This is a genomic window from Pseudarthrobacter enclensis, from assembly GCF_030811655.1.
Classification (GTDB): Bacteria; Actinomycetota; Actinomycetes; order Actinomycetales; family Micrococcaceae; genus Arthrobacter; species Arthrobacter enclensis_A.
Map to the genome: position 1 here is coordinate 23,922 of NZ_JAUSRE010000030.1, position 21,565 is coordinate 45,486.

General features: G+C 66.5%; 17 protein-coding genes. 13 read left to right on the forward strand and 4 right to left on the reverse strand.

The genetic code is table 11. From position 1 onward, the window contains the following. Positions 1–153: 153 nt before the first annotated feature. A complete protein-coding gene (locus J2X98_RS20405) occupies positions 154–1,602 on the forward strand; it encodes a glycoside hydrolase family 3 N-terminal domain-containing protein (protein WP_307311941.1) in 1,449 nt (482 codons plus the stop codon). A gap of 63 nt (positions 1,603–1,665) precedes the next feature. Further along, positions 1,666–2,463, forward strand: coding sequence for a shikimate 5-dehydrogenase (locus J2X98_RS20410; protein WP_307311943.1), 798 nt, complete (start codon positions 1,666–1,668; stop codon positions 2,461–2,463). Here the strand turns inward: J2X98_RS20410 and J2X98_RS20415 are convergent. Then, complete coding sequence (locus J2X98_RS20415; protein WP_307311924.1) at positions 2,447–3,712, reverse strand: class I SAM-dependent methyltransferase; 1,266 nt, start codon at positions 3,710–3,712, stop codon at positions 2,447–2,449. The two genes, J2X98_RS20410 and J2X98_RS20415, sit on opposite strands and share 17 nt — an antisense overlap. A 52-nt stretch (positions 3,713–3,764) precedes the next feature. Here J2X98_RS20415 and J2X98_RS20420 point away from each other — a divergent pair, with 52 nt between their 5' ends. The 3 genes from J2X98_RS20420 (at position 3,765) to groL (ending at position 6,383) form a co-directional block, all read left to right on the forward strand. Continuing rightward, a complete protein-coding gene (locus J2X98_RS20420) occupies positions 3,765–4,145 on the forward strand; it encodes a hypothetical protein (RefSeq protein WP_141942535.1) in 381 nt (126 codons plus the stop codon). 255 nt (positions 4,146–4,400) lie between these two features. After that, positions 4,401–4,694: a co-chaperone GroES gene (groES, locus tag J2X98_RS20425; protein ID WP_003805290.1), complete on the forward strand. Its 294-nt coding sequence runs from the start codon at positions 4,401–4,403 to the stop codon at positions 4,692–4,694. 78 nt (positions 4,695–4,772) lie between these two features. After that, on the forward strand, positions 4,773–6,383 hold the full coding sequence (gene groL, locus J2X98_RS20430; RefSeq protein ID WP_307311925.1) for a chaperonin GroEL: 1,611 nt from the start codon (positions 4,773–4,775) through the stop codon (positions 6,381–6,383). Between the two features lie 185 nt (positions 6,384–6,568). Here the strand turns inward: groL and J2X98_RS20435 are convergent, their stop codons facing one another. Next, positions 6,569–7,171, reverse strand: a complete 603-nt coding sequence (locus J2X98_RS20435; RefSeq protein ID WP_307311927.1) for a dihydrofolate reductase family protein — start codon at positions 7,169–7,171, stop codon at positions 6,569–6,571. A gap of 57 nt (positions 7,172–7,228) precedes the next feature. Here J2X98_RS20435 and J2X98_RS20440 point away from each other — a divergent pair, with 57 nt between their 5' ends. Further along, positions 7,229–8,752, forward strand: a complete 1,524-nt coding sequence (locus tag J2X98_RS20440; RefSeq protein WP_307311929.1) for an ATP-dependent DNA ligase — start codon at positions 7,229–7,231, stop codon at positions 8,750–8,752. Positions 8,753–8,776: 24 nt separating this feature from the next. Here the strand turns inward: J2X98_RS20440 and J2X98_RS20445 are convergent, their stop codons facing one another. Continuing rightward, positions 8,777–9,745, reverse strand: a complete 969-nt coding sequence (locus J2X98_RS20445; protein ID WP_141942527.1) for a DUF389 domain-containing protein — start codon at positions 9,743–9,745, stop codon at positions 8,777–8,779. 117 nt (positions 9,746–9,862) lie between these two features. On the opposite strand from J2X98_RS20445, the gene J2X98_RS20450 reads away from it, so the two are divergent. From J2X98_RS20450 to J2X98_RS20465, 4 genes are all read left to right on the forward strand, one after another. Further along, a complete protein-coding gene (locus J2X98_RS20450) occupies positions 9,863–11,941 on the forward strand; it encodes an acyltransferase family protein (RefSeq protein ID WP_373460937.1) in 2,079 nt (692 codons plus the stop codon). Between the two features lie 213 nt (positions 11,942–12,154). Further along, positions 12,155–13,666 (forward strand): IMP dehydrogenase, encoded by a 1,512-nt coding sequence (guaB, locus tag J2X98_RS20455; protein WP_141942523.1) that lies wholly within the window; start codon positions 12,155–12,157, stop codon positions 13,664–13,666. Positions 13,667–13,800: 134 nt separating this feature from the next. After that, positions 13,801–15,333: an HNH endonuclease signature motif containing protein gene (locus J2X98_RS20460; RefSeq protein ID WP_307311932.1), complete on the forward strand. Its 1,533-nt coding sequence runs from the start codon at positions 13,801–13,803 to the stop codon at positions 15,331–15,333. Between the two features lie 73 nt (positions 15,334–15,406). Next, on the forward strand, positions 15,407–17,266 hold the full coding sequence (locus J2X98_RS20465; RefSeq protein WP_141942519.1) for an ABC transporter ATP-binding protein: 1,860 nt from the start codon (positions 15,407–15,409) through the stop codon (positions 17,264–17,266). On the opposite strand, the gene J2X98_RS20470 is transcribed toward J2X98_RS20465, so the two are convergent. Next, on the reverse strand, positions 17,263–17,868 hold the full coding sequence (locus tag J2X98_RS20470; RefSeq protein WP_307311935.1) for a hypothetical protein: 606 nt from the start codon (positions 17,866–17,868) through the stop codon (positions 17,263–17,265). The genes J2X98_RS20465 and J2X98_RS20470 overlap by 4 nt on opposite strands. 73 nt (positions 17,869–17,941) lie before the next feature. Between J2X98_RS20470 and J2X98_RS20475 the strand changes: the two genes are divergently transcribed. The 3 genes from J2X98_RS20475 (at position 17,942) to J2X98_RS20485 (ending at position 21,464) form a co-directional block, all read left to right on the forward strand. Beyond that, a complete protein-coding gene (locus J2X98_RS20475) occupies positions 17,942–19,078 on the forward strand; it encodes a GuaB3 family IMP dehydrogenase-related protein (RefSeq protein ID WP_141942516.1) in 1,137 nt (378 codons plus the stop codon). A gap of 101 nt (positions 19,079–19,179) precedes the next feature. Next, on the forward strand, positions 19,180–20,919 hold the full coding sequence (locus J2X98_RS20480; protein ID WP_307311937.1) for a glycerol-3-phosphate dehydrogenase/oxidase: 1,740 nt from the start codon (positions 19,180–19,182) through the stop codon (positions 20,917–20,919). A 56-nt stretch (positions 20,920–20,975) separates the two neighbouring features. Then, on the forward strand, positions 20,976–21,464 hold the full coding sequence (locus J2X98_RS20485) for a PTS sugar transporter subunit IIA (RefSeq protein ID WP_307311939.1): 489 nt from the start codon (positions 20,976–20,978) through the stop codon (positions 21,462–21,464). The last annotated feature ends 101 nt before the right edge of the window (positions 21,465–21,565 follow it).

Consider the following 21,565-nt stretch of genomic DNA (forward strand, 5'->3'; position numbering starts at 1 on the left):
TCTGCTGCCCCAACGGAGGCGGCTCCTTCAGCATCAGCAAGTACGACGACGGCGCCCCCTTCCGCTTCTCCCGCACCGGACCCGGGTTCCCGACCTCTGGGGTGGGGCCCGGAGCAGCGGGACCAGGATGCCGCCGTGGCGGCCGTGGCGGCGATGTCGCCGGAGCAAAAGGCCGGGCAGGTCCTGCTTCCGTTCTTCAAGGGCAACCAGGTGGAGGCACATGCCGCGCTCATCCAGCGCCTGCACCTGGCGGGGTCCATCATCATGGGCGACAACGTGCCGCGCGATCCGCAGGGACGGGTGGACCTGGGCGCCATGGGCGCCGTGAACCAGCGGCTGCTGCAGGCTGTTGCCGCTGATGGCCGGCCGTGGCCCGGCATCATCGCCGTGGACCAGGAAGGAGGTGCGGTGGCACGCGTCGGGGCGCCCCTCACGGAGTGGCCGATGCCCATGAGCTACGGTGCCGCCGGCAATCCGGGCCTGACGCGCCAGGCCGGTAAAGGCCTGGCCGGGGAACTGCTGCCGCTGGGTTTCGACCTCGACTTCGCCCCTGACACCGATGTGACCATTGGCCCGAGCGACCCCACCATCGGGGCGCGTTCCATGTCAGCAGACCCGGCGGCCGCGGCAGCCCATGGAGTGGCTTTTTCCCAAGGCATGCTGGACGCCGGCGTTCTGCCCACCGTCAAGCACTTTCCGGGGCACGGCTCGGTCACCACGGATTCCCACCTCAGCCTTCCCGTGCAGCCGGCCAGCCTTGATGAGCTCCGGGGCCGCGACTGGAAGCCATTCCAGGCCGCCGTCGCAGCCGGCCTCCCGATCGTGATGACCGGGCACATCGCCGTGCCCGCGCTGGAGCCCGGCGTGCCGTCGTCGCTCTCTGCCACAAGCTACGCGGCGCTCAGGCAACTGGGCTTCAAGGGGGTTGCCGTCACTGACGCCCTCAACATGGGTGCGGTGGACAACCAGTACCCTGCGGGCGCCGCAGCGGTAAAGGCCCTCGCCGCGGGCGCGGACCTGCTGCTGATGCCAGCCGATGTGTCACAGGCACACGCCGCCATCCTCCAGGCCCTGGCGGCCGGCACCCTGCCGGAGGCGCGCCTGGACGAGGCCGCGCAGCGGGTGGCCACCATGATGATCTGGCGTGCACGCACCGCGCCTGCTCCCGGAGCAGCGGGTGCGGGCGCTCCGGCCGGAAGTGCTGCGGCCCTGTCTGCCCAGGTCTCGGCGTCGGCCGTCACGGTTGTTTCCGGTCCCTGCAGCGGCCCGCTGGTGCCCGGTGCGGTACGCGTGGCCGGCGGGGGACCGGGGGACCGGGAGCGCTTCGAAGCCGCTGCCGCCCGGGCCGGGCTCACGGTGGGATCAGGACCACTGGTGAGCCTGATCGGGTTCGGCGGAAAACCAGCCGGCGGCGACATCGCGGTGGCCCTGGATGCCCCCTGGCCGCTCCAGGGCTCCACAGCGCCGGTGAAGCTGGCGCTGTACGGCCGCACGGACGCGGCCTTCGACGCGCTGGCAGCCGTGCTTGCCGGCAAGGCGCCGGCGCCGGGGAAGCTGCCCGCCGCCGTCGGGCCTTTCCCGGCCGGGAGCGGCTGCCCCTGATGCCGGAACGCGCACGGGGGCCGGAGCGCGTTTAATGGTCTGGTGCCCATTCTGAATAAAGACATGACCCTCTGCATCTCGCTCTCTGCCCGGCCCAGCAACAACGGAACCCGGTTCCACAACCACCTGTACGAACAGCTGGACCTGAACTGGATCTACAAAGCGTTTGCGCCCACCAACCTTGAACAGGCCATCGCCGGCGTGCGCGGGCTGGGCATCCGCGGCTGCGCCATCTCCATGCCGTACAAGGAAGACGTCATCGCCCTGGTTGACGAGATGGATCCTTCAGCAAAGGCCATCGATTCGGTGAACACCATCGTGAACACCGACGGGCACCTCAAGGCGTACAACACCGACTACACCGCCATTGAGCAGCTCCTGGCTTCCAACGAGGTTCCGACGGACTATTCCGTGCTGGTCCAGGGCGCCGGCGGCATGGCCAAGGCCACTGTGGCGGCCCTCCGGGACGGCGGCTTCACCGACGTCACCGTCATCGCCAGGAACGAAACAGCCGGGCGCGCGCTTGCGGACCAGTACGGCTTCCAGTGGCGTCCAGCGCTCGACGGCGGGACGGCTGACCTGATCATCAACGTCACCCCGATCGGCATGGCGGGAGGCGCCGAAGCTGAAACCCTGTCCTTCCCTGCCGAAGCCATTGATGCGGCGCAGGTGGTTTTCGACGTGGTGGCGCTGCCGGCCGAGACCCCGCTGATCAAGGCGGCCCGCGCTGCCGGCAAACCGGTCATCACGGGAGCTGAAGTGGCCACCATCCAGGCGCTGGAGCAGTTCGTCCTCTACACCGGCGTGCGGCCGACGGCGGAACAGGTGCGGGCGGCCGAGGAGTTCATGCGCGCCCAGTAGCTGCAGCTAAAACGGGTTCCACCACAATGGCCACCCGGTCCTCGCCGATGCGGGTCAGGACCAGGGTGGCCGTTTTGCCGGACCCCTTTTTGGCATTCTTTCCGCCGGGCAGCAGCTGCTTCCGCAGCTCTTCCGGCGTCACCGCGGTGCCGCGTTTCTTGATGTCCAGCACGGTGATGCCCTCCTGCTTCACCCAGGCCTTGAGCGCCTTAACGTTGTAAGGCATGACCCGCAGGACCTTGTAGGCCCGGGCGAAGGGAGTGTCCAGGAGTTCCGGAGCGCAGATGTAGGCGATGTGCTCGTCCACCAAGTGGCCGCCGAGCTGCAGGGCAACGTCCGCCACCAGTCCGGCGCGGATGACGGCGCCGTCCGGTTCGTACAGGTAGCCCTCCACGGGTCCCACCGGGGCGCTCGGGCCGGCATCGAAATCCTCCGTGCTGGTCAGCTCGGCCGGCCCCTGCGGACCCAGGAGCAGGGCAGCGCGGCGCACCCCCGGCCGGCGGACGGCATTGAACCAGAGGGTCACTTCGGTGACATCTGCGCCCACCGATACCCACTGCGCCTCGCAGTCCGCGGGGACGGACTCGTGCGGCATGCCCGGGCCCATCTTGACGCCCACTGCCTTGCCCTGCGCCGCCAACGACTCCACGAAGGACAGCGGCGGGGAGAACGCCTCGGGATCCCAGATCCGCTTGGTGCCTGATGTGGAGGTGACCCGCCGCGCAGGATCCAGCCAGACCCCGTCGATCCCCTCCAGCGGCACCGACGCCGCATCCGAGTGGACCACCGTGGCATTGGGGAATGGGATGAGGTTCACCGTGGCGCAGGCCGCGGTGGTTTCGTCCATTTCGACGGCGGTGACATTGAGATCCAGGGAAGCGAGGGCGAGCGAGTCGGCTCCGAGGCCGCAGCCCAAATCCGCCACCTGGCCGATCCCCGCGGCAGCGAAGCGCTGCGCGTGGTGGGCGGCCACGTTCAGCCGCGTGGCCTGCTCCAGTCCGGCCTGCGTGAAGAGCATTTGGCGGGCGAATTCCCCGAATTTGGCTTCGGCCCTTGTGCGCAGCCTTGACTGGGTGAGGACTGCTGAGACCAGTTCGGCAGGATGGCCGGCCTTCCGGAGGGCGGAATTGAGTTCGAAGGAGTCCTCGTCCCGGTAGGGGCCCAGGGATGCGAGCAAATCCCAGCCTTCGGGCGTCAACAGCGGTGCGATCTGGTCCTGTGCAGTCTGGTCCTGGGGAGCGTGAGCCATGGGTTCCAGCCTAATGGAGGAGGACATGCCGGGATGCGGATACTGTTGAAACATGGATGAGAGCGCAGCACCCACAGAGAACGGCGACCAGGAACCAGGGAAGCGCGGTGCGGCCAGGTTTGCCCGTCCTGTACTGATCGCGGCCGCCGTTATTGCCGTGGTGTGCATTGCCCTGCTGGTGATCATTTTCCTGCTTGATTCGTTCAATGCCACGGTCTACTCCGTGGGCGGCAATGACATCCATGACAACACCCAGGAGTCGCGGGACATCCGCGGGCTGTACGACGGCGCGCGTGCCGGGAGCATCGTCTTCCTCGTCATTTCACTGCTCGCCGCAGCAGTGTCCGGCTGGGTCCTGTACCGGGGACGGCAGCAGGGCGGCAGTGACAACGACGGCGGCGAGGACGTGGACTTCGAAGAGCTGGGCCGCTAGCCGTACCCTCGCCTTCCCGGCCGGCCGCCCGGCGTCGTGCATGCCCGAACGGTGTACGCCCACGACGAAACGTTGGCACTCACCTTGACCGAGTGCTAACCCTTACATAGAGTCTGTATTAGCACTCTCCCTAGGAGGGTGCTAATACATGAAGAGCTGCCAGCCAGGCTGCTGCCGGCACCGCGACGACGGTTTGCCAGCTACGGCGGAAAGCTTTCCAGTCCACGAATTTGCTGACGAAAAGGAGAGGTCCGAGTGTCGGTCTCTATTAAGCCTCTTGAGGATCGTATCGTTGTCCGCCCGCTCGAAGCCGAGCAGACCACGGCTTCCGGCCTGGTCATCCCGGACTCCGCGCAGGAGAAGCCGCAGGAAGGCGAAGTTGTTGCAGTAGGCCCCGGCCGCTTCGAAGACGGCAACCGTGTTCCCGTTGATGTTGCCGTTGGTGACGTCGTCATCTACTCCAAGTACGGCGGAACCGAAGTCAAGACCGGCGGCACAGAGTACCTCGTGCTGTCCGCCCGCGACGTCCTGGCAATCGTCGTCAAGTAACCCTTCCGGATCCCCGTGCTGCCGGCCATGCTCACGCTGGCCGGCAGTGCGGGGTTCTGTCTTTGAAAGGACAAAACCATGGCAAAGCAGCTTGCGTTTAATGACGCTGCCCGCCGGTCCCTTGAGGCCGGCATCGATAAGCTCGCGAACACCGTCAAGGTGACGCTCGGCCCCCGCGGCCGCAACGTCGTCCTGGACAAGAAGTGGGGCGCCCCCACCATCACGAACGACGGCGTCACCATCGCCCGCGAAGTGGAACTGGACGACCCCTACGAGAACCTTGGCGCACAGCTGGCCAAGGAAGTAGCCACCAAGACCAACGATGTTGCCGGCGACGGCACCACCACCGCGACGGTCCTGGCCCAGGCGCTGGTCAAGGAAGGCCTGCGCAACGTGGCAGCGGGCGCTGCCCCGGGCCAGATCAAGCGCGGCATCGAGGTTGCGGTTGAAGCCGTGGCCGCCCGCCTGCTGGAAAACGCACGTCCGGTCGAGGGCACCCAGGTGGCGAACGTCGCCGCCATCTCCGCCCAGAGCGACGAAATCGGCGAGCTGCTCGCCGAGGCTTTCGGCAAAGTGGGCAAGGATGGTGTCATCACCATCGAAGAGTCCTCCACCACCCAGACCGAACTGGTCCTCACCGAGGGCATGCAGTTCGACAAGGGCTACCTGTCCCCGTACTTCGTTACCGACGCGGAGCGCCAGGAAGCAGTCCTTGAGGACGCGCTCATCCTGATCAACCAGGGCAAGATCTCCTCGATCCAGGAATTCCTGCCGCTGCTTGAGAAGGCTCTGCAGGCTTCCAAGCCGCTGTTCATCATCGCCGAGGACGTTGAGGGTGAGGCCCTGTCCACGCTGATCGTCAACCGTATCCGCGGCACCCTGAACGTCGTTGCCGTCAAGGCTCCGGGCTTCGGTGACCGCCGCAAGGCCATGCTGCAGGACATCGCCACCCTCACCGGTGCGCAGGTTGTCTCCCCGGAGCTGGGCCTGAGCCTGGACTCCGTGGGCCTGGAGGTGCTGGGTACAGCCCGCCGCATCACCGTCACCAAGGACAACACCACCATCGTGGACGGCGCCGGTTCGGCCGAAGACGTCGCGGCCCGCGTCGCGCAGCTGCGCGCCGAGCTGACCCGCACCGACTCCGACTGGGACCGCGAAAAGCTCCAGGAACGCCTGGCCAAGCTGGCCGGCGGCATCGGCGTCATCAAGGTCGGAGCTGCCACCGAGGTTGAGCTGAAGGAAAAGAAGCACCGCATCGAGGACGCGGTGTCCTCCACCCGCGCGGCCCTGGAAGAAGGCATCGTGGCCGGCGGCGGTTCCGCCCTGATCCACGCCCTCAAGGCACTGGATGAGGACGCTTCCGTCAAGGCCCTCGAAGGCGACGCCGCCGCTGCGGTGGGCATCGTCCGCCGCGCCCTGGTCCAGCCGCTGCGCTGGATCGCCCAGAACGCCGGGTTCGACGGCTACGTGGTCACCTCCAAGGTGGCCGAGCTCGAGACCAACAACGGCTTCAACGCCAAGTCCGGCGAGTACGAGGACCTGATCGGCGCGGGCGTCATCGACCCCGTCAAGGTCACCCGTGCAGCCCTCCGCAACGCGGCCTCCATCGCCGCCCTGGTTCTCACCACCGAGACCCTGGTAGTGGAGAAGCCGGCCGAAGAGGACGAGCACGCAGGCCACAGCCACTAATCCCCGCGGGCGTAGGCCCAACAAAAGGCCGGTCCAGCATCCGCTGGGCCGGTTTTTTGTATGCCTGGGTAGGCCCACGCCGTGAGGGTTCCCTGGCCGAGTGAAGTGAGGTGAGGGGACGGTGGGTGGGCCCACGCCGTCCGGGTTCCCTGGCCGGGCGAAGTGAGGTTAGGGGACGGTGGGGACTAAGTGGCAGTCATTTCCTGGGTCTCCACTCCTCCTGCGGGCTCGTACACCAGCGACACTGCGCCCTTCGGGAAGCTGCGTGCCGGCTCGGCGAGCCGGAACGTGGACGGGGCGGTCCCGGCGTCGAACAGGCGCTTGCCATGCCCAAGCGTGACCGGGTACAGCCAGAGGTGGAGGCGGTCCAGCACGTCTGCGGCCAGCAGGGAACGGATCAGCACGCCGCTGCCGAACATATGCACCTGGCCATACTCATCCCGCAGCCTGCCGGCCGCCTGTGGATCCTGCAGGACAGTGGTGCCGGGCCAGTCCGCGGTGGCCAGCGTGCCGGAGACGACGAACTTGGGGACCCGGTTGAGTGCATCGGCGATCCCACCGGACTGCCTGGGCCAGTAGGACGCGAAAATGTCGTAGGTCTTCCGACCCAGGAGCAGGGCATCCATCCGGCTGATCTCGGCCCCAATCGAAGCGCCTGCCTCGTCGTCGGATACCGGTGCCTGCCAGCCGCCGAAGTAGAACCCACCTTCGGTGTCTTCCTCACGGCCGCCCGGGGCCTGGTACACGCCGTCCAGTGTCATGAACAGGTTCGCCACGATGATCCCCACGCGGACATTGTGGACCTGCCCCCAAATACTGTCCAGTGCCCGTGGCAGGATGGTGCCATGCTGCTCCTTGAGCTCGTGGAAACCACGCAAACCGTCGCGTCGACCCGGTCCCGGCTGGCGAAGGTGGATGCCCTGGCACACCTCCTGCGCCGCCTTGATCCCGCGGAAATCCCGACGGCGGTCGGCTTGCTCAGTGCCAAGCCGCGCCAGGGCCGCGTGGGCGTCGGGTGGAGCACGGTGGCAGCGGCCAAGGAGGAGCCCGCCGCGAAGCCCAGCCTGACAGTGGCGGACCTCGATGCTGGCCTGGACCGCCTGCTGGCGACGGCGGGCACGGGATCGGGGGCGGAGCGGGCAGCCACCCTGCGGAAACTGATGGCTGCGGCCACCGCGCCCGAACAGTCCTTTGTTACGGGCGTCCTGCTCGGGGAGCTTCGTACCGGTGCCCTGGAAGGAGTGCTGACGGATGCCGTTGCCCGCGCTTCCGGCAGGCCGGCCGGTGCCGTACGTAGGGCAGCCATGCTGTCCGGCGACCTTGGTGGAACCGCCATGCTGGCCCTGACCGGCACCGAGGCTGAGCTTGATGCTGTGGGCCTGGTGGTTGGCAGGCCCGTGCTGCCCATGCTTGCCGCCACCGCCGCCAGTCCCAGCGCAGCCGTGGAGGCGACGGGGGAGGCCTCGGTGGAACACAAGCTCGACGGCGCCCGCATCCAGGTCCACCGCGCCGGAGACGACGTCAGTATCTTCACGCGCAACCTCGCGGATGTGACCCACAGGCTTCCCGAGGTGGTGCAGGTGGTGCGCAGCCTGCCCGTGCGGGATGTGATTCTCGACGGCGAAACCTTGGCCTTGGACGAGGAAGGCGTCCCCCGGCCTTTCCAGGAAACCATGTCACGGTTCGGGGCGGACGCGGTGCGGGAAACGGTCCTGCATCCCTGGTTCTTCGACGTGCTGCACATTGACGGGCAGGACCTGCTGGATGAGCCGTTGTCCGTCCGGATCGAGGTGCTGGAGCGCATTGCCCCGGCGCACCGGATACCCGGGGAGGTCACGGCTGATCCGGCGGTTGCCGAACGGGTGTCGCAGGATGCTCTTGCCGCTGGCCACGAAGGCGTCGTGGTGAAGGCGGTCGAGTCCACCTACGCGGCCGGGCGGCGCGGCTCCAACTGGGTTAAGGTGAAGCCGGTGCACACCTATGACCTGGTGGTGCTCGCCTGCGAATGGGGGTCAGGGCGGCGCACGGGGATGCTCTCGAACCTGCACCTTGGTGCCCTTGACCCCACCGGGGAGTTCGGCGAACCCGGCGGCTATGTGATGGTGGGCAAGACCTTCAAGGGGCTTACCGATGAGCTGCTGCGGTGGCAGACCGAAAGGTTCCAGGAGCTCGAGGTGCGGCGGACGGCAGGCACAGTGTGGACTGAGCCGGTCACCGTCGTCGAAATTGCCATCGACGGCGTGCAACAGTCGCCGCGCTACCCCGGCGGGATCGCCCTGAGGTTTGCGCGCGTCAAGCGCTACCGTGAGGACAAGGCACCCGCCGACGCGGACACGATCCAGACGTTGCGCGCCCTGCTGCGTCCCTAACGGAGTACCTGGCCGGCCCGCTGCTTAATCGCGGGCTCCGCTCCGCTGACGCTTCAGGGTCCGTGCCACCCCGTGCGGTACACGCCTGGACACCGTGCGGTAAAAGAGCAAAACCGCGAGAGCGGCCACCACGATGCCCACGAGATTGAGCAGCAGCTGGAGGGCCGAGCCTGCCGCCTTTTGATATTCACCCAGGACCAGGGCCACCGCAACGTACCCGGCCGCCGGCACCGTGGTCACGGAGATGAAGACGCCGATCAATGCTGCGGAGCGCCGGCCGATGATGGAGAGCATCCCGGCGATGCCGGCCAGAAGGGCAACAATGAGTGAGTAGGGCCCGGGATGGTAGATGAATTCGACGGCGGAGCCCTTGTCCAGGGCATCGCGCGGAAAAAGTCCGAGTGGGATTGAAAGCCACGCCGTCAGTGCCGCCAACAGCATGGCAACCGGGAAGCCGACGCCCAACGCGACCGCGGCACGCCGCCCAAGCTTCCACTTCCGGGTGGCAAGCGAGACGGCCAGGGCGGCCAACGGCCCGAACTCTGGCCCCACCGCCATGGCCCCCACAATCGCAATGGGGGAGTCTGTCACGATGCCTATTCCGGCGAGCTGTGTTGCCAGCACCAGGAACGCAAGGAAGTTCCACGTCAGCCGGGAGTCCTCGCCGGTTTGCCGGGTAACGTCGTCCCAGATCACCGCGTCCGCGCCGTCTCCGGGGGCGGCATGCTCCGCCCGGTCGGCGTTCCTGGACAGGACGAATTCGGGCGTGGTCATGGCAATGGACCCCACGTCCTGGACCTTGAGGATTTCCAGCTTTTCGAGCAGTTCCTCCACTGACTCCCGGGCGATCAGGACCTCGATAAGATCGCCCTCCGGCACCACTGCAGCCCCTGGAACCAACGCAACTTCTGCCGTCCCCCGCTGGTTGCGGCACGTTTTCAGGGTCACGCCGGACAGTTCCGCAGGCACACAGATCCGCAGCTGGACAACCACGCCCGCCCCCTTCCACCGTTGGGCCCAGCATAGTCCCAACGGGCGGCGTGATTGGCTGATAAAGACGCCGCTGGCTAGGCTTGATGCTTTGGCTGGCGGGCGTCCCGAGGGGTTTTTGTGTCGATAACGGAGAGCCCACAGGCACCTAATCCCGAATCCGGGGCAGCTTCCCGGCAACGCAAAGCCACCTTCCGCCCCGAGGTCCAGGGGCTCCGCGCCCTGGCCGTCCTGATAGTGGTCACCTACCACGTATGGCTGGGCCGCGTGTCCGGCGGCGTGGACATCTTCCTGCTGGTCTCGGCTTTCTTGCTGACTCTCTCCTTTGTTCGCAGGGCAGAATCGGGGACCCCCTTCCGGCTGCTGGCGCACTGGCTGCACCTGTTCAAGCGCCTCCTGCCCGCCGCCGTCGTTGTGATCCTGGGCGTGCTGGCGGGCACGTGGCTGATCCTGCCGCAGGGACGCTGGCCCGAGGTGCTCGACCAGGCCTGGGCTTCGCTGCTGTACCGCCAGAACTGGCTGCTGGCGGACGCCGCGGTGGACTATTACGCGCAGGACCACGCCGGAGCCAGCCCGCTCCAGCACTTCTGGTCGTTGTCCATCCAGGGCCAGGTGTTCATCCTGTGGCCGCTGGCCTTTGCCGCTACCGCTGCCGTCCTGACGGGGCTGCGCCGGGTTCCCCGGCTCCGCTGGGTAACCTACCGCGCGCTGCTGGCCATGGTGTTCGGTGCGGTATTTGCCGTGTCCCTGGCGTACTCCATAGAACAGACCGCCACGAACCAGGCCTACGCCTACTTCGAAACGCGGGCACGGCTGTGGGAGTTTGCGCTTGGGTCATTGCTGGCCCTGGCACTGCCCTACCTGAAGCCCGGACGTACGCTGCGGGTGGGCCTGGGCTGGGCCGGCCTGGCAGCCATGGTTTCCTGCGGCCTGGTCCTGACTGTGGACCGCTCCTTCCCCGGCTACGTCGCTCTCTGGCCCACGCTTGCGGCAGCCGCGATCATCGTTGCCGGGCAGACCGGCAGCCGGTTCGGTGTGGACCGACTCCTCAGCAGCCGCCCCGCGGTTGCCCTGGGAGACAACTCCTACGCGCTGTACCTTTGGCACTGGCCCGTCCTGGTGCTGGCGCTCGCGGCTACCGGCGTGGAAACGCCAAACCTCAAGCAGGGCCTGGGCATCGTCGGAGCCTCCATCGTGCTTGCCGTCCTGACCACCCGCTTCGTGGAAAAGCCCCTGCGTGACTGGCACTGGCCCAAGCTGCGCACCTGGCGCACCGCCGTCGTCGTTGTTGCCTGCGGGGCCGTGCTGGCCGGCCCCGTGGCTGTCTGGCAGACATCGCTCACGGCGGAGGAAAGCGCGACGGCGGCACAACCCCGCGAGCTTACCCCCGGGGCGCTGGCACTTGCCCCGGAAAGCGGGAACACTCCCGCGCCCCGGGCCCGGACCATTCCGGGACCGGCCGCGTTGGACAACGACTGGGCCGGCATCACCTCACCCTGCACGGGCTCCAACGCCACGATCGATCCAATCCTGGAGGGCTGCCGGCAGGAGCTGCCCGGGGAACCGGCCACCAAGCGCGTCGTGGTGCTGGGTGATTCCCACGCCCAGCAGTACCTCGCCGCCCTGGAACCCGTGGCAGCGGCCCGTGGCTGGGAACTGGTGACGCTGCTGATGCCGGCGTGCCGGTTCGGCGCCGAATCGGAGGCCCGGAACGCCGAGTGCAACGCCTACAACAAGGCAAGTTCCGTGTATGTCCTGGAACACCGGCCGGACGCCGTGTTCACCGTGGCCTCGCTGACCCACGAAGACGCCCCGTTCGAAACGGAGGTGCCGGGCTACCTGGACGGCGTGAAGCCATTCGCGGACGCGGGAATCGAGATTGTGGGCATCCGTGACAACCCGCGGTTCACGTTCAACATGCCGCAGTGCGCCCAGCGGCACGGCGCCGATGCGCCCGCCTGCAACCCACCCATGTCAGAGTCCCTGGTGGAACCATCGCCCCTGGAAAATTACAGGGGCAAATTGCCGGGCCTGCACCTCATGGACATGAGCGACTTCATCTGTGCACGGGGCGTCTGCCCGGCCGTGGTGGGAAACGTGTACGTGTACAAGGACGACAACCATCTCACCAGGACCTATGTGCAGACCATGATCCCCATGTTCGAGCAGCGGCTTCTGGCGGCAACGGGCTGGAGCTGATCACTTGGAGGGTGCCGTTGCTCACATTGGCGGCGTGGAATAGGGGGATCGGCGCCGAGGTTCTAATATTTACTCAACACTTTCTGCCCCCGGAACGCCGTATCCCACGGTGGTCCCGCAGGATCTTCTGCACAGGCCAGTTCCGTAATAACGGGCTGGTCATCGGCTGCAACCCCTACCCGTGACCCAGCAACCAAGGTAAGAGGCGCACTCATGACCGAGCCCCAACACGATCCCTTTGGCTTCATTGGCCTGACCTACGATGACGTCCTTCTCCTGCCGGGCCACACCGACGTCATCCCGTCCGAAGCCGACACCTCTTCACGGATTTCCAAGCGGATCAGCGTGCAGACCCCGCTGCTTTCCGCCGCGATGGATACCGTCACCGAGTCCCGCATGGCCATAGCCATGGCCCGCCAGGGCGGACTTGGCGTGGTGCACCGCAACCTCTCCATTGCCGACCAGGCTGACCAGGTGGACCGGGTCAAGCGCAGCGAGTCGGGCATGATCACCAACCCGCTCACCATCCGCCCCGAGGCCACGCTGCGGGAGCTGGACGACCTCTGCGCTCACTACCGCGTCTCCGGCCTGCCCGTGGTGGACGAGGACAACCGCCTGCTGGGCATCGTCACCAACCGCGACACCCGGTTCGTGCCGGAGTCCGACTTCCCACTGCGGCTGGTCAGCGACGTCATGACCAAGATGCCCCTGGTCACCGGGCACGTGGGCATCAGCCGCGAGGAAGCCTCGCACAAGCTGGCCACCAACAAGATCGAAAAGCTTCCCCTTGTTGACGACCAGGGCCGGCTCAAGGGCCTGATCACCACCAAGGACTTCACCAAGGCCGAGCAGTACCCGCTGGCCACCAAGGACGACGAAGGACGGCTCCGGGTCGGTGCCGCCATCGGCTTTTTCGGCGACGGCTGGGAGCGCGCCATGACCCTGGTGGACGCCGGCGTGGACGCCCTGTTCGTGGATACCGCCAACGGCCACTCCCAGGGTGTGCTGGACATGATCCGCAGGCTTAAGTCCGAGCCCGCCGCCGCGCACGTGGACATCATCGGCGGCCAGGCTGCCACCCGCGAAGGCGCCCAGGCGCTGATCGACGCCGGCGCCGACGGCATCAAGGTGGGCGTGGGCCCCGGCTCCATCTGCACCACACGCGTGGTGGCCGGGGTGGGTGTCCCGCAGATCACCGCCATTTACGAATCCGCCAAGGCTGCCATTCCGGCCGGTGTGCCGCTGATTGCCGACGGCGGCCTGCAGTACTCCGGCGACATCGGCAAGGCGCTGGTTGCCGGAGCCGACACCGTCATGCTCGGCTCCCTCCTGGCCGGCTGCGACGAGTCCCCGGGCGAGCTGATCTTCGTCAACGGCAAGCAGTTCAAGTCCTACCGCGGCATGGGCTCCCTCGGGGCCATGCAGTCGCGCGGCAAGAACACCTCCTACTCCAAGGACCGCTACTTCCAGGCCGATGTCTCCGGCGACGACAAGCTGATCCCGGAGGGCATCGAAGGCCGGGTGGCATACCGCGGTCCGTTGTCCTCCGTGGCGTACCAGCTGGTCGGTGGCCTCCGCCAGACCATGTTCTACACCGGAGCGCCCACCATTCCCGAACTGAAGGCCCGCGGCAAGTTCGTCCGCATCACCTCCGCCGGCCTGAAGGAATCGCACCCGCACGACATCCAGATGACTGTTGAGGCACCGAACTACGGTTCGCGCTAGGCATCCGAGTGACCAAAGGAGGCAAGGTTTCGGCCTTGCCTCCTTTGTTTTCCCTTCGCAGTCTTCCCTGCGAATGCATCCACCCGGCGGAGCTGCCGGACGTGACTGTCAGACCCCCGTTGGATGATGGGAGTATGGGAGTCAGCGCGGGTGTTGGAGCGGAGTTGGGCGGTGTCCATGCCTCTGTTGCTGCCCTTGGTGCGCTGTTCCTTGAGGACGCTCGCCTGGAGTCTGCGGGGGTCGGTGCTGGGCCTGGTGCCGGGTCTGATGTTGATGTGTTGCAGCGGCGGTATGAGGTCCGGCTGGAACGGCTGGAGGTGGTGTCCCGGCTGGAGGGCCAGCTCGCCGCGGTGAAAGCACGCGATGTTGCCGACGCCGTTGAGTTCCAGAGCGCGATGCTTGCTCCGGACGCCCCTGTGCATGAGCGCACTTATGCGGAGATGTCGGTGGTGGAGGAGATCGCCGGGGTCCTGACCGTCAGCTCCGCAGCCGCAAGTGGTTTCGTGGACCAGTCCCGCCGGGTCTGTTCGCTGCCGCCGGTCCTGGATGCGTTGGCCGCAGGGGACATGTCCTGGCAGCACGCGAAGATCGTTGCGGACGAAACCGAGGGCCTCGACGCGGTTGGGGCTGCTGCGTTGGTGGCGCATTTCTTCGACCCCGACGCCCCCAACCCCGCACGCGGCGCAGCCCCCGGTGAGCTTGTCCCCTCACGGTTCCGGGCGAAGGTGCGTTCCTGGTGGGAACGGCACCACCCCGACTCCATCGGGAAACGCCACGCCAAAGGTGTGGCGGACCGGCGGATGGAATACAGCCCGGACCGGGACGGCATGGCCTGGCTCTCGCTCTACCTCCCCGGCGACACCGCGTGCGCCATCTGGAACCGCACCACCGCCACCGCCCGCGGCCTCCAAAGCCCGGACGAGGCCCGCACCCTCACCCAACTCCGCCCCGACATCGCCGCCTCCCTGCTGCTCGGCGCGGGAACTGCCACTGAGTTCAGCAAAGTTCCCACGCCGCGTGCCGATGTCCTGGTCACCGTGCCGGTGTTCTCCCTGCTCGGCCTCACCGACGAATCCGCAGCACTGGAGGGGTTCGGCCCGATCCCCGCGTCGATGGCGCGGAAGCTGGTGGCAGACGGGGCTGACTCGTTCTATCGGGTCCTGGTCGACCCCCGCGACGGGGCACCACTGGAAATCGGACGCACCCGCTACCGGCTCACGGAGGCCATCAAACGCTGGATCAGGATGCGCGACAGGAAATGCACTTTCCCTGGCTGCACCAACCGCACTCCCGACAACGACACCGACCACCTCACCGCCTGGCACCGCGGCGGCACCACCGGAACCAGCAACCTGGCCCAGCTCTGCCCCAAGCACCACCGACTCAAACACCACAGCAGGTGGACACCAGACCCCGCAACCAACCACCACCCACCCGGCTGGACCTCACCCACCGGCCGCTACTACAAACCCGAACACCCCAACCCCGAACCACCACAGTGGCCACAATGGCTGACGTCCACATCCAACCAGTGCGTCGACGCCAGCCCCGAAGACCTCCCACCGTGGGAACCGGACGACGAAGCCCTCATCGACCTCGACGACCTGTCACCGGAGGACCCCGTGTGGGCGGATTTCTTCGCGAGGCCGTTCGTGCTGTTGGTCTGACCCGTGCCTCCCGTCTGTCGGCGGATCGTCCGGCGCTGCCCTTTTAGCCCTGGGCCAGCACTAGGCTGATTCCATGTCCCACCCGCGCCATCCGGCGGAACTGACCCCCAAACGCGACCCGCAAAAGCGGCTTGCCGTGCGCCCCTATGCCAAGGCCGTGGCCCAGGTACTTCGAGTGAGCTTCCGGGCATCGCCCGGCGCCGTGATCATGAAGGTGCTGGGTTCCCTGATCTCCGCAGTGTTGCCGCTGGTCACCACGTTCTTCGCCTCCCTCACCACCACGGCACTGGCAGCGGCCTACGCAGGAGACGGCGCGGCCGGCCGCCTTGCCGTCATCTACGTGATTGTCACTGCTGCCCTCGGCCTCTTTTGGGGCGCCTTCAACAGCGTGGACCGCTACATCCAGCAGCTGATGAGCTTTAAGGTGGGCGCCATCGTGGGGGACCAGATGTACGAGCGCTTCCTTGCGCTCGAATTCTGGCGCTACGACGACAAGGAGACGGTGGACCTGTACGACCGCGCCAAGCGGTTCTCCGATTCCTATGCCCGCGTCCTGGACCGGATTGCCGCCATTTTCACGCAGTTGGTCTCGGTGCTCCTGGCCATCGGTGCCCTGCTGCTGGTCAGCTGGTGGATCGCCGTCATCGTATTGGTGGCCATCGTGCCCAGTGTGTATCTGCAGTTCAAGCTGTCCCGGGAACAGATCGCACACTGGAACACGCAGGTCGACTCCCGCCGCCAGCGCCGCATGATCGAAACCAACCTGCTCCGGCCGCAGCACATTGCCGAGATGCGGCTTTACGGCATCGTCGGTTTCCTCATGGACCTGCGTTCCCGCCTTCGCGACGCGGACGAACGCCGGCGCCTCGACTACCAGCGGCGCTACATTCCAAAACAACTCGCTGCGGATGCCCTGCAGTACGGCGCTGAGGTGGTCTCCCTGATCTGGGTGGTGGGCCGGATCATTGCCCGCGCAGCCCCGGTTGGCCAGTTCCTCTACGTGCAGCAGATCGTCAGCCGCGCCCTTTCCACGGCCAACAATCTGGTCTCGTCCCTGAGTTCCATCGATGAAGACCTCGCCAACCTGACGGACTACGAGCTGTTCATGGCGCTGCCCCTGCATGCTGAACACGCACCACCGTTGATGGAAGCGCCAAGGGAAGTCGAGCTGCAGGACATCCGCTTCACGTACACGGGCAGCGACATCGAAGTCATCAGGGGCATCAGCCTCACCATCCGCCAGGGCCAGCATATTGCCGTTGTGGGGGAAAACGGTGCCGGCAAGTCCACGCTCATCCGCATCCTCGCGGGCCTCTACCGCCCCGACTCAGGCCAGGTACTGCTCGACGGCGTGGACCTCGCCGCCGTCGACGTCACCTCCTGGCACCGGCACCTGGCAGTGCTCAGCCAGGAGTTCCTGAAGTACGAGTTCGCCACCGCCGCGGAAAACATCTATTTCGGGGATGTGCAGAATCCGCGCGACGATGACCGCGTCCGCAAGGCGGCCGCCGATGCCGAGGCGCTCGACTTCATCAACAAACTGCCCAACGGCCTGGAGAACCACGTCAGCAACTGGATGGAGGACCCCCGCGGACGCAAGGGCAGCGGCCTGTCCGGAGGCCAGTGGCAGCGCCTGGCGATGGCCCGGAATTTTTATCGGGATGCGTCCTTCATGGTGATGGACGAGCCCACCTCGGCTATTGACGCGTTGGCCGAGCACAGGATATTCACCCGTCTCTTCGCTGACCGCAGCAGCACCATCATTGCCATCAGCCACCGCCTGGCGACCATCGAAAAGGCCGATGTGGTGTACATGCTGGAAGATGGGCGCATCGTGGAGCAGGGAACGCACAAGGAACTGGTGGCCCTCCGCGGGCGCTACTTCCGCATGTTCGAATCCCAGCTTTCCGTGGAGGAGCCCACCGGTTCCTAGCCCTCCACCACGGTGGTGCGGACACGGGCCACGCTGGGCCGCGGCGGGACGCTGCTGAACCCGAACGTAACCGCGGGACGGATGGGCGCCAGCACTCCGGCGTCGCCCCCTTCCCAGCTAACGACGGCGGCGGTCACGTGGTGGAGGTCGCTCACCCCATAGAACTCCGTCCTTCCGCTGCCGGCAGTTCCGTAAGTGCGGGCGCCGGGTGCCGCAAGGGCAGCGAGCGGATTGACCGCGGCGAGCCAGCGGGGATGGACTGCAAGGCGCCGGGGCAGTGACCGCAGTGCCGAGCCAAGGAAAGTCCTGGAGCCGGTGACGGCCTTGATTTCCAGGGGGCCGGCGTCGACATTCAACGTCCCGTCCGCCAGCCGGGCACAGACTTCCACCACCCGCACTTCGTCAAAGCTGTATGTGGCGGCAATGAATTCGGCGACGTGTGGTGTGGGTGCCAGCAGTATGCGGTGCCCGGAAGGTTCCTGGACCATAACGTCGGAGAAGGGCCCAAAAGCGGAGTCCTGCCACATGCCCACCACGGCGCGCAGCCCGGAGGCAGTGCCAACACCGGCGATGTGCCCATCGAAGATCCATCGTCTGCCCATCACGCCACTGTAACCAACCGGCGGCCCATCGCGGCTGGGCGGGCGCGATGAGCCACTGGGATAACCTAGAGCAGTGACTTATGAGATCGAGATCGGCCGTGGCAAGCGTGGGCGTCGTGCCTACTCCCTGGATGACATTGCAATCATCCCCAACCGTCGCACCCGCGACCCCAAGGACGTCTCGGTCTCCTGGCAGATAGACGCGTACCAGTTCGACATGCCGGTGATCGCAGCCCCGATGGACTCGGCCATGTCCCCGGCCACCGCCATTGCCCTGGGCAAGCTGGGCGGCCTCGGGGTGCTGGACCTCGAAGGCCTGTGGACCCGCTATGAGGATCCGCAGCCGGTGCTCGACGAAATCGCTGCCCTGGAGGATGAAACCAACAGCCCGGCCGTGACCGGACGGATGCAGGAGCTGTACCTGGCACCCATCCAGCCCGAACTCATCACGTCCCGCCTGGCCGAGATCCGCGAGGCCGGCGTCACCGTGGCCGGGTCCCTGACCCCGCAGCGCACCCAGGAACACTACAAGACGGTCGTGGCCGCCGGCGTCGATATCTTCGTCATCCGTGGCACCACCGTGTCAGCTGAGCACGTCTCCAAGAACCACGAGCCGCTGAACCTGAAGCAGTTCATCTATGAACTCGACGTCCCCGTCATCGTCGGCGGCGCCGCCGGCTACACGCCCGCCCTTCACCTGATGCGCACCGGTGCGGCGGGGGTGCTGGTGGGCTTCGGCGGCGGCGCAACCACCACCACACGCCGCGCCCTGGGCATCCACTCACCCATGGCGTCAGCCATCTCCGACGTCGCCGCGGCACGCCGCGACTACATGGACGAATCCGGCGGCCGCTACGTCCACGTGATTGCCGACGGCGGCATGGGCACCTCGGGTGACATCGTCAAGGCAATCGCCATGGGCGCCGACGCCGTCATGCTGGGCAGTGCGCTGGCCAGGGCCGAGGAGGCGCCGGGCAAGGGCTGGCACTGGGGCCAGGAGGCGCACCACACGGAGCTGCCCCGCGGAGACCGCGCCAACGTCGGCACTGTCGGCCCGCTGGAGGAGGTCCTCTTCGGGCCCGGACACCACACCAACGGCACGTCCAACCTCATCGGTGCGCTGCGCCGTTCCATGGCGACCACCGGCTACTCGGACCTGAAGGAATTCCAGCGGGTCGACGTCGTCGTTTCGCCTTACGAGGGGAACTGACCCGGAGGCAGGGCAGCGCGGTCCGCGCTGCCCTGCCCAAAGGCCACCGGTTGCAAGTAATGTGGGCTTACTGGCGGCACTAGAGGCACTGGAGGCGTTCAATGAAGAGTGTTCCTGTAAACGGCGGGGTTCTCGGACCCGAAGCCCGGGAAGCGGCAATCGAGCGGCTGCGGGCCACCACCGAACCGGGCCAGGAACTGGACATCCTGATCGTCGGCGGCGGCATCGTTGGTACAGGAGCAGCGCTGGACGCCGTGACGCGCGGATTGAGCGTTGGCATCGTCGAGGCGAGCGACTGGGCGGCGGGCACCTCTTCACGCTCTTCGAAACTGATTCACGGTGGCCTCCGATACCTGGAAATGCTGGACTTCGCCCTGGTCAAGGAAGCCCTTCAGGAACGCGGGCTCCTGCTTTCCGAGATCGCCCCCCATCTGGCACGGCCAGTGCCCTTCCTGTATCCGCTCACCAAGCCGTTCATCGAACGGCCCTACGTGGGCGCCGGCATCGCGCTGTATGACGCCATGTCCATCTCCAGCGGGCACAGCCGGGGCGTCCCATTCCACAAGCACCTGAGCAGGCGCGGCACCCTCCGCGCCGCCCCCAGCCTGAAAGATGATGCCTTCGTAGGGTCCATCCGGTACTACGACGGCCAGGTGGACGACGCCAAGTATGTGGCAAACCTGATACGTACGGCTGCCTATTACGGAGCCCACGCGGTGAATCAGATGAAGGTGGTGGACTTCCTGCGCGAGGGTGAGCGGGTGGTTGGGGCCAAGGTTGAAAACCGTGAGGACGGCAGCCAATTCAATGTCCGGGCCAAGCAGGTGATCAATGCCACGGGCGTCTGGACGGATGAAACCCAGGCCATGGTGACCGAGCGCGGCCAGCTGAAAGTCCGCGCCTCCAAGGGGATCCACCTGGTAGTTCCCCGGGACCGTTTCCAATCCACCGTGGGGCTGATCCTGCGCACCGAGAAATCCGTGCTGTTCGTCATCCCGTGGGGACGCCACTGGATCATCGGCACCACGGACACCGACTGGCACCTGGACAAGGCCCACCCCGCCGCTTCCAGCAAGGACATCGACTACGTACTGGAACACGTGAACCAGGTGCTTAAACGCCCCCTCACCAGGGAAGACGTTGAAGGTGTCTATGCCGGGCTGCGGCCGCTGCTCGCGGGCGAGAACGACTCCACCGCCAAGCTTTCCCGGGAGCACGTGGTGGCACACCCGGTCCCCGGCCTGGTGGTGGTGGCGGGAGGCAAATGGACCACCTACCGGGTCATGGCCAAGGACGCGGTGGACGAGGCCACCCGCACCATGGACGAACGAGTGCCGCCGAGCTGCACGGAGACCATCCCGCTGCTGGGTGCCAGTGGTTTCCGGGCAGCCTGGAACCGCCGGAACCGCACGGCGGAGGAATCCGGAGTGCATGTGGCGCGGATCGAGCACCTGCTCAACCGTTATGGGTCCATGACTCCCGAGGTCCTGGCCATCATTGAGCAGAATCCCGAACTGGCCGAGCCCATCCCGGGTGCGGATGACTATCTGCAGGCAGAAGCCGTCTATGCCGCCACCCACGAGGCCGCCCGCCATGTGCAGGACGTCCTGACGCGGCGGACACGGATCTCCATTGAAGCGTGGGACCGCGGCGTGTCGGCGGCCCCTGTTGTCGCTAAACTGATGGGTGACGTCCTTGGCTGGAGTGAGACACAGCGCGAAAACGAAGTCCGCCACTACCTTGCCCGAGTGGAGGCCGAACGCCTAAGCCAGCAACAGCCGGACGACGAATCCGCAGACGCCGCCCGCCTGGGCGCGGAAGACATCGTGCCCTTGCGTTGAGGGGCCGTTCTGCGTGGAGCGGCTGGCCGCCCCACTGCTGACTGAAGGGATACGCCTTGGCGGAACCACTGGACCCGTATGACGCCCACCTGACAACCGCCGAGATGGTGATCCTGGAAATGGAGGCGAAGGACAAGACCGACGCCACCACCCAACTGGCAGAGCGGCTGTATGCCGCCGGGCGGATATCGGATCTTGACGGGTTCCTGAAGAACGTCAATGCCCGGGAGCACCAGCTGGCTACGGGGCTCCCGGGAGGCATCGGGCTGCCACATGCACGCAGCGAGTTCGTTTCCCAGACCTCCATCGCGGTCGGGATTGCCAAGTACGGGCATGCATTGGACTTCGGTGCCGCTGATGGCCCGGCCTCGGTCATCCTGTTGATTGCCACGCCGGCCAGCTCCTTTTCGGACCACCTGGAGGTGCTGGCCACGCTGGCCCGGTCGCTCTCGAAGGAATCCTTCCGCGAATCACTTCGGCGTGCCTACGACGCCGAAGTGATCGCGGAGCTCATCAATTCCAGCCTGGTGTTCTTCGACCACTAGGCAGGCCGGGGGGTGCCTCTATGGTTTTCGTCAAGCCGCTGCGGGGTGGTTTCGTGGTTCCGGCTCCTGGTAGAGGGTTCCGTCTCGGAGCATGGCGAAGA

Coding starts and splice junctions, on each gene's coding strand:
- J2X98_RS20420 (WP_141942535.1), top strand. CDS start 3,765: ATGGATGAGAGCGCAGCACCCACAGAGAACGGCGACCAGGAACCAGGG.
- J2X98_RS20460 (WP_307311932.1), top strand. CDS start 13,801: ATGGGAGTCAGCGCGGGTGTTGGAGCGGAGTTGGGCGGTGTCCATGCC.
- J2X98_RS20415 (WP_307311924.1), bottom strand. CDS start 3,712: ATGGCTCACGCTCCCCAGGACCAGACTGCACAGGACCAGATCGCACCG.
- J2X98_RS20440 (WP_307311929.1), top strand. CDS start 7,229: ATGCTGCTCCTTGAGCTCGTGGAAACCACGCAAACCGTCGCGTCGACC.
- groL (WP_307311925.1), top strand. CDS start 4,773: ATGGCAAAGCAGCTTGCGTTTAATGACGCTGCCCGCCGGTCCCTTGAG.
- J2X98_RS20470 (WP_307311935.1), bottom strand. CDS start 17,868: ATGGGCAGACGATGGATCTTCGATGGGCACATCGCCGGTGTTGGCACT.
- J2X98_RS20480 (WP_307311937.1), top strand. CDS start 19,180: ATGAAGAGTGTTCCTGTAAACGGCGGGGTTCTCGGACCCGAAGCCCGG.
- guaB (WP_141942523.1), top strand. CDS start 12,155: ATGACCGAGCCCCAACACGATCCCTTTGGCTTCATTGGCCTGACCTAC.
- J2X98_RS20405 (WP_307311941.1), top strand. CDS start 154: ATGTCGCCGGAGCAAAAGGCCGGGCAGGTCCTGCTTCCGTTCTTCAAG.
- J2X98_RS20465 (WP_141942519.1), top strand. CDS start 15,407: ATGTCCCACCCGCGCCATCCGGCGGAACTGACCCCCAAACGCGACCCG.
- J2X98_RS20410 (WP_307311943.1), top strand. CDS start 1,666: ATGACCCTCTGCATCTCGCTCTCTGCCCGGCCCAGCAACAACGGAACC.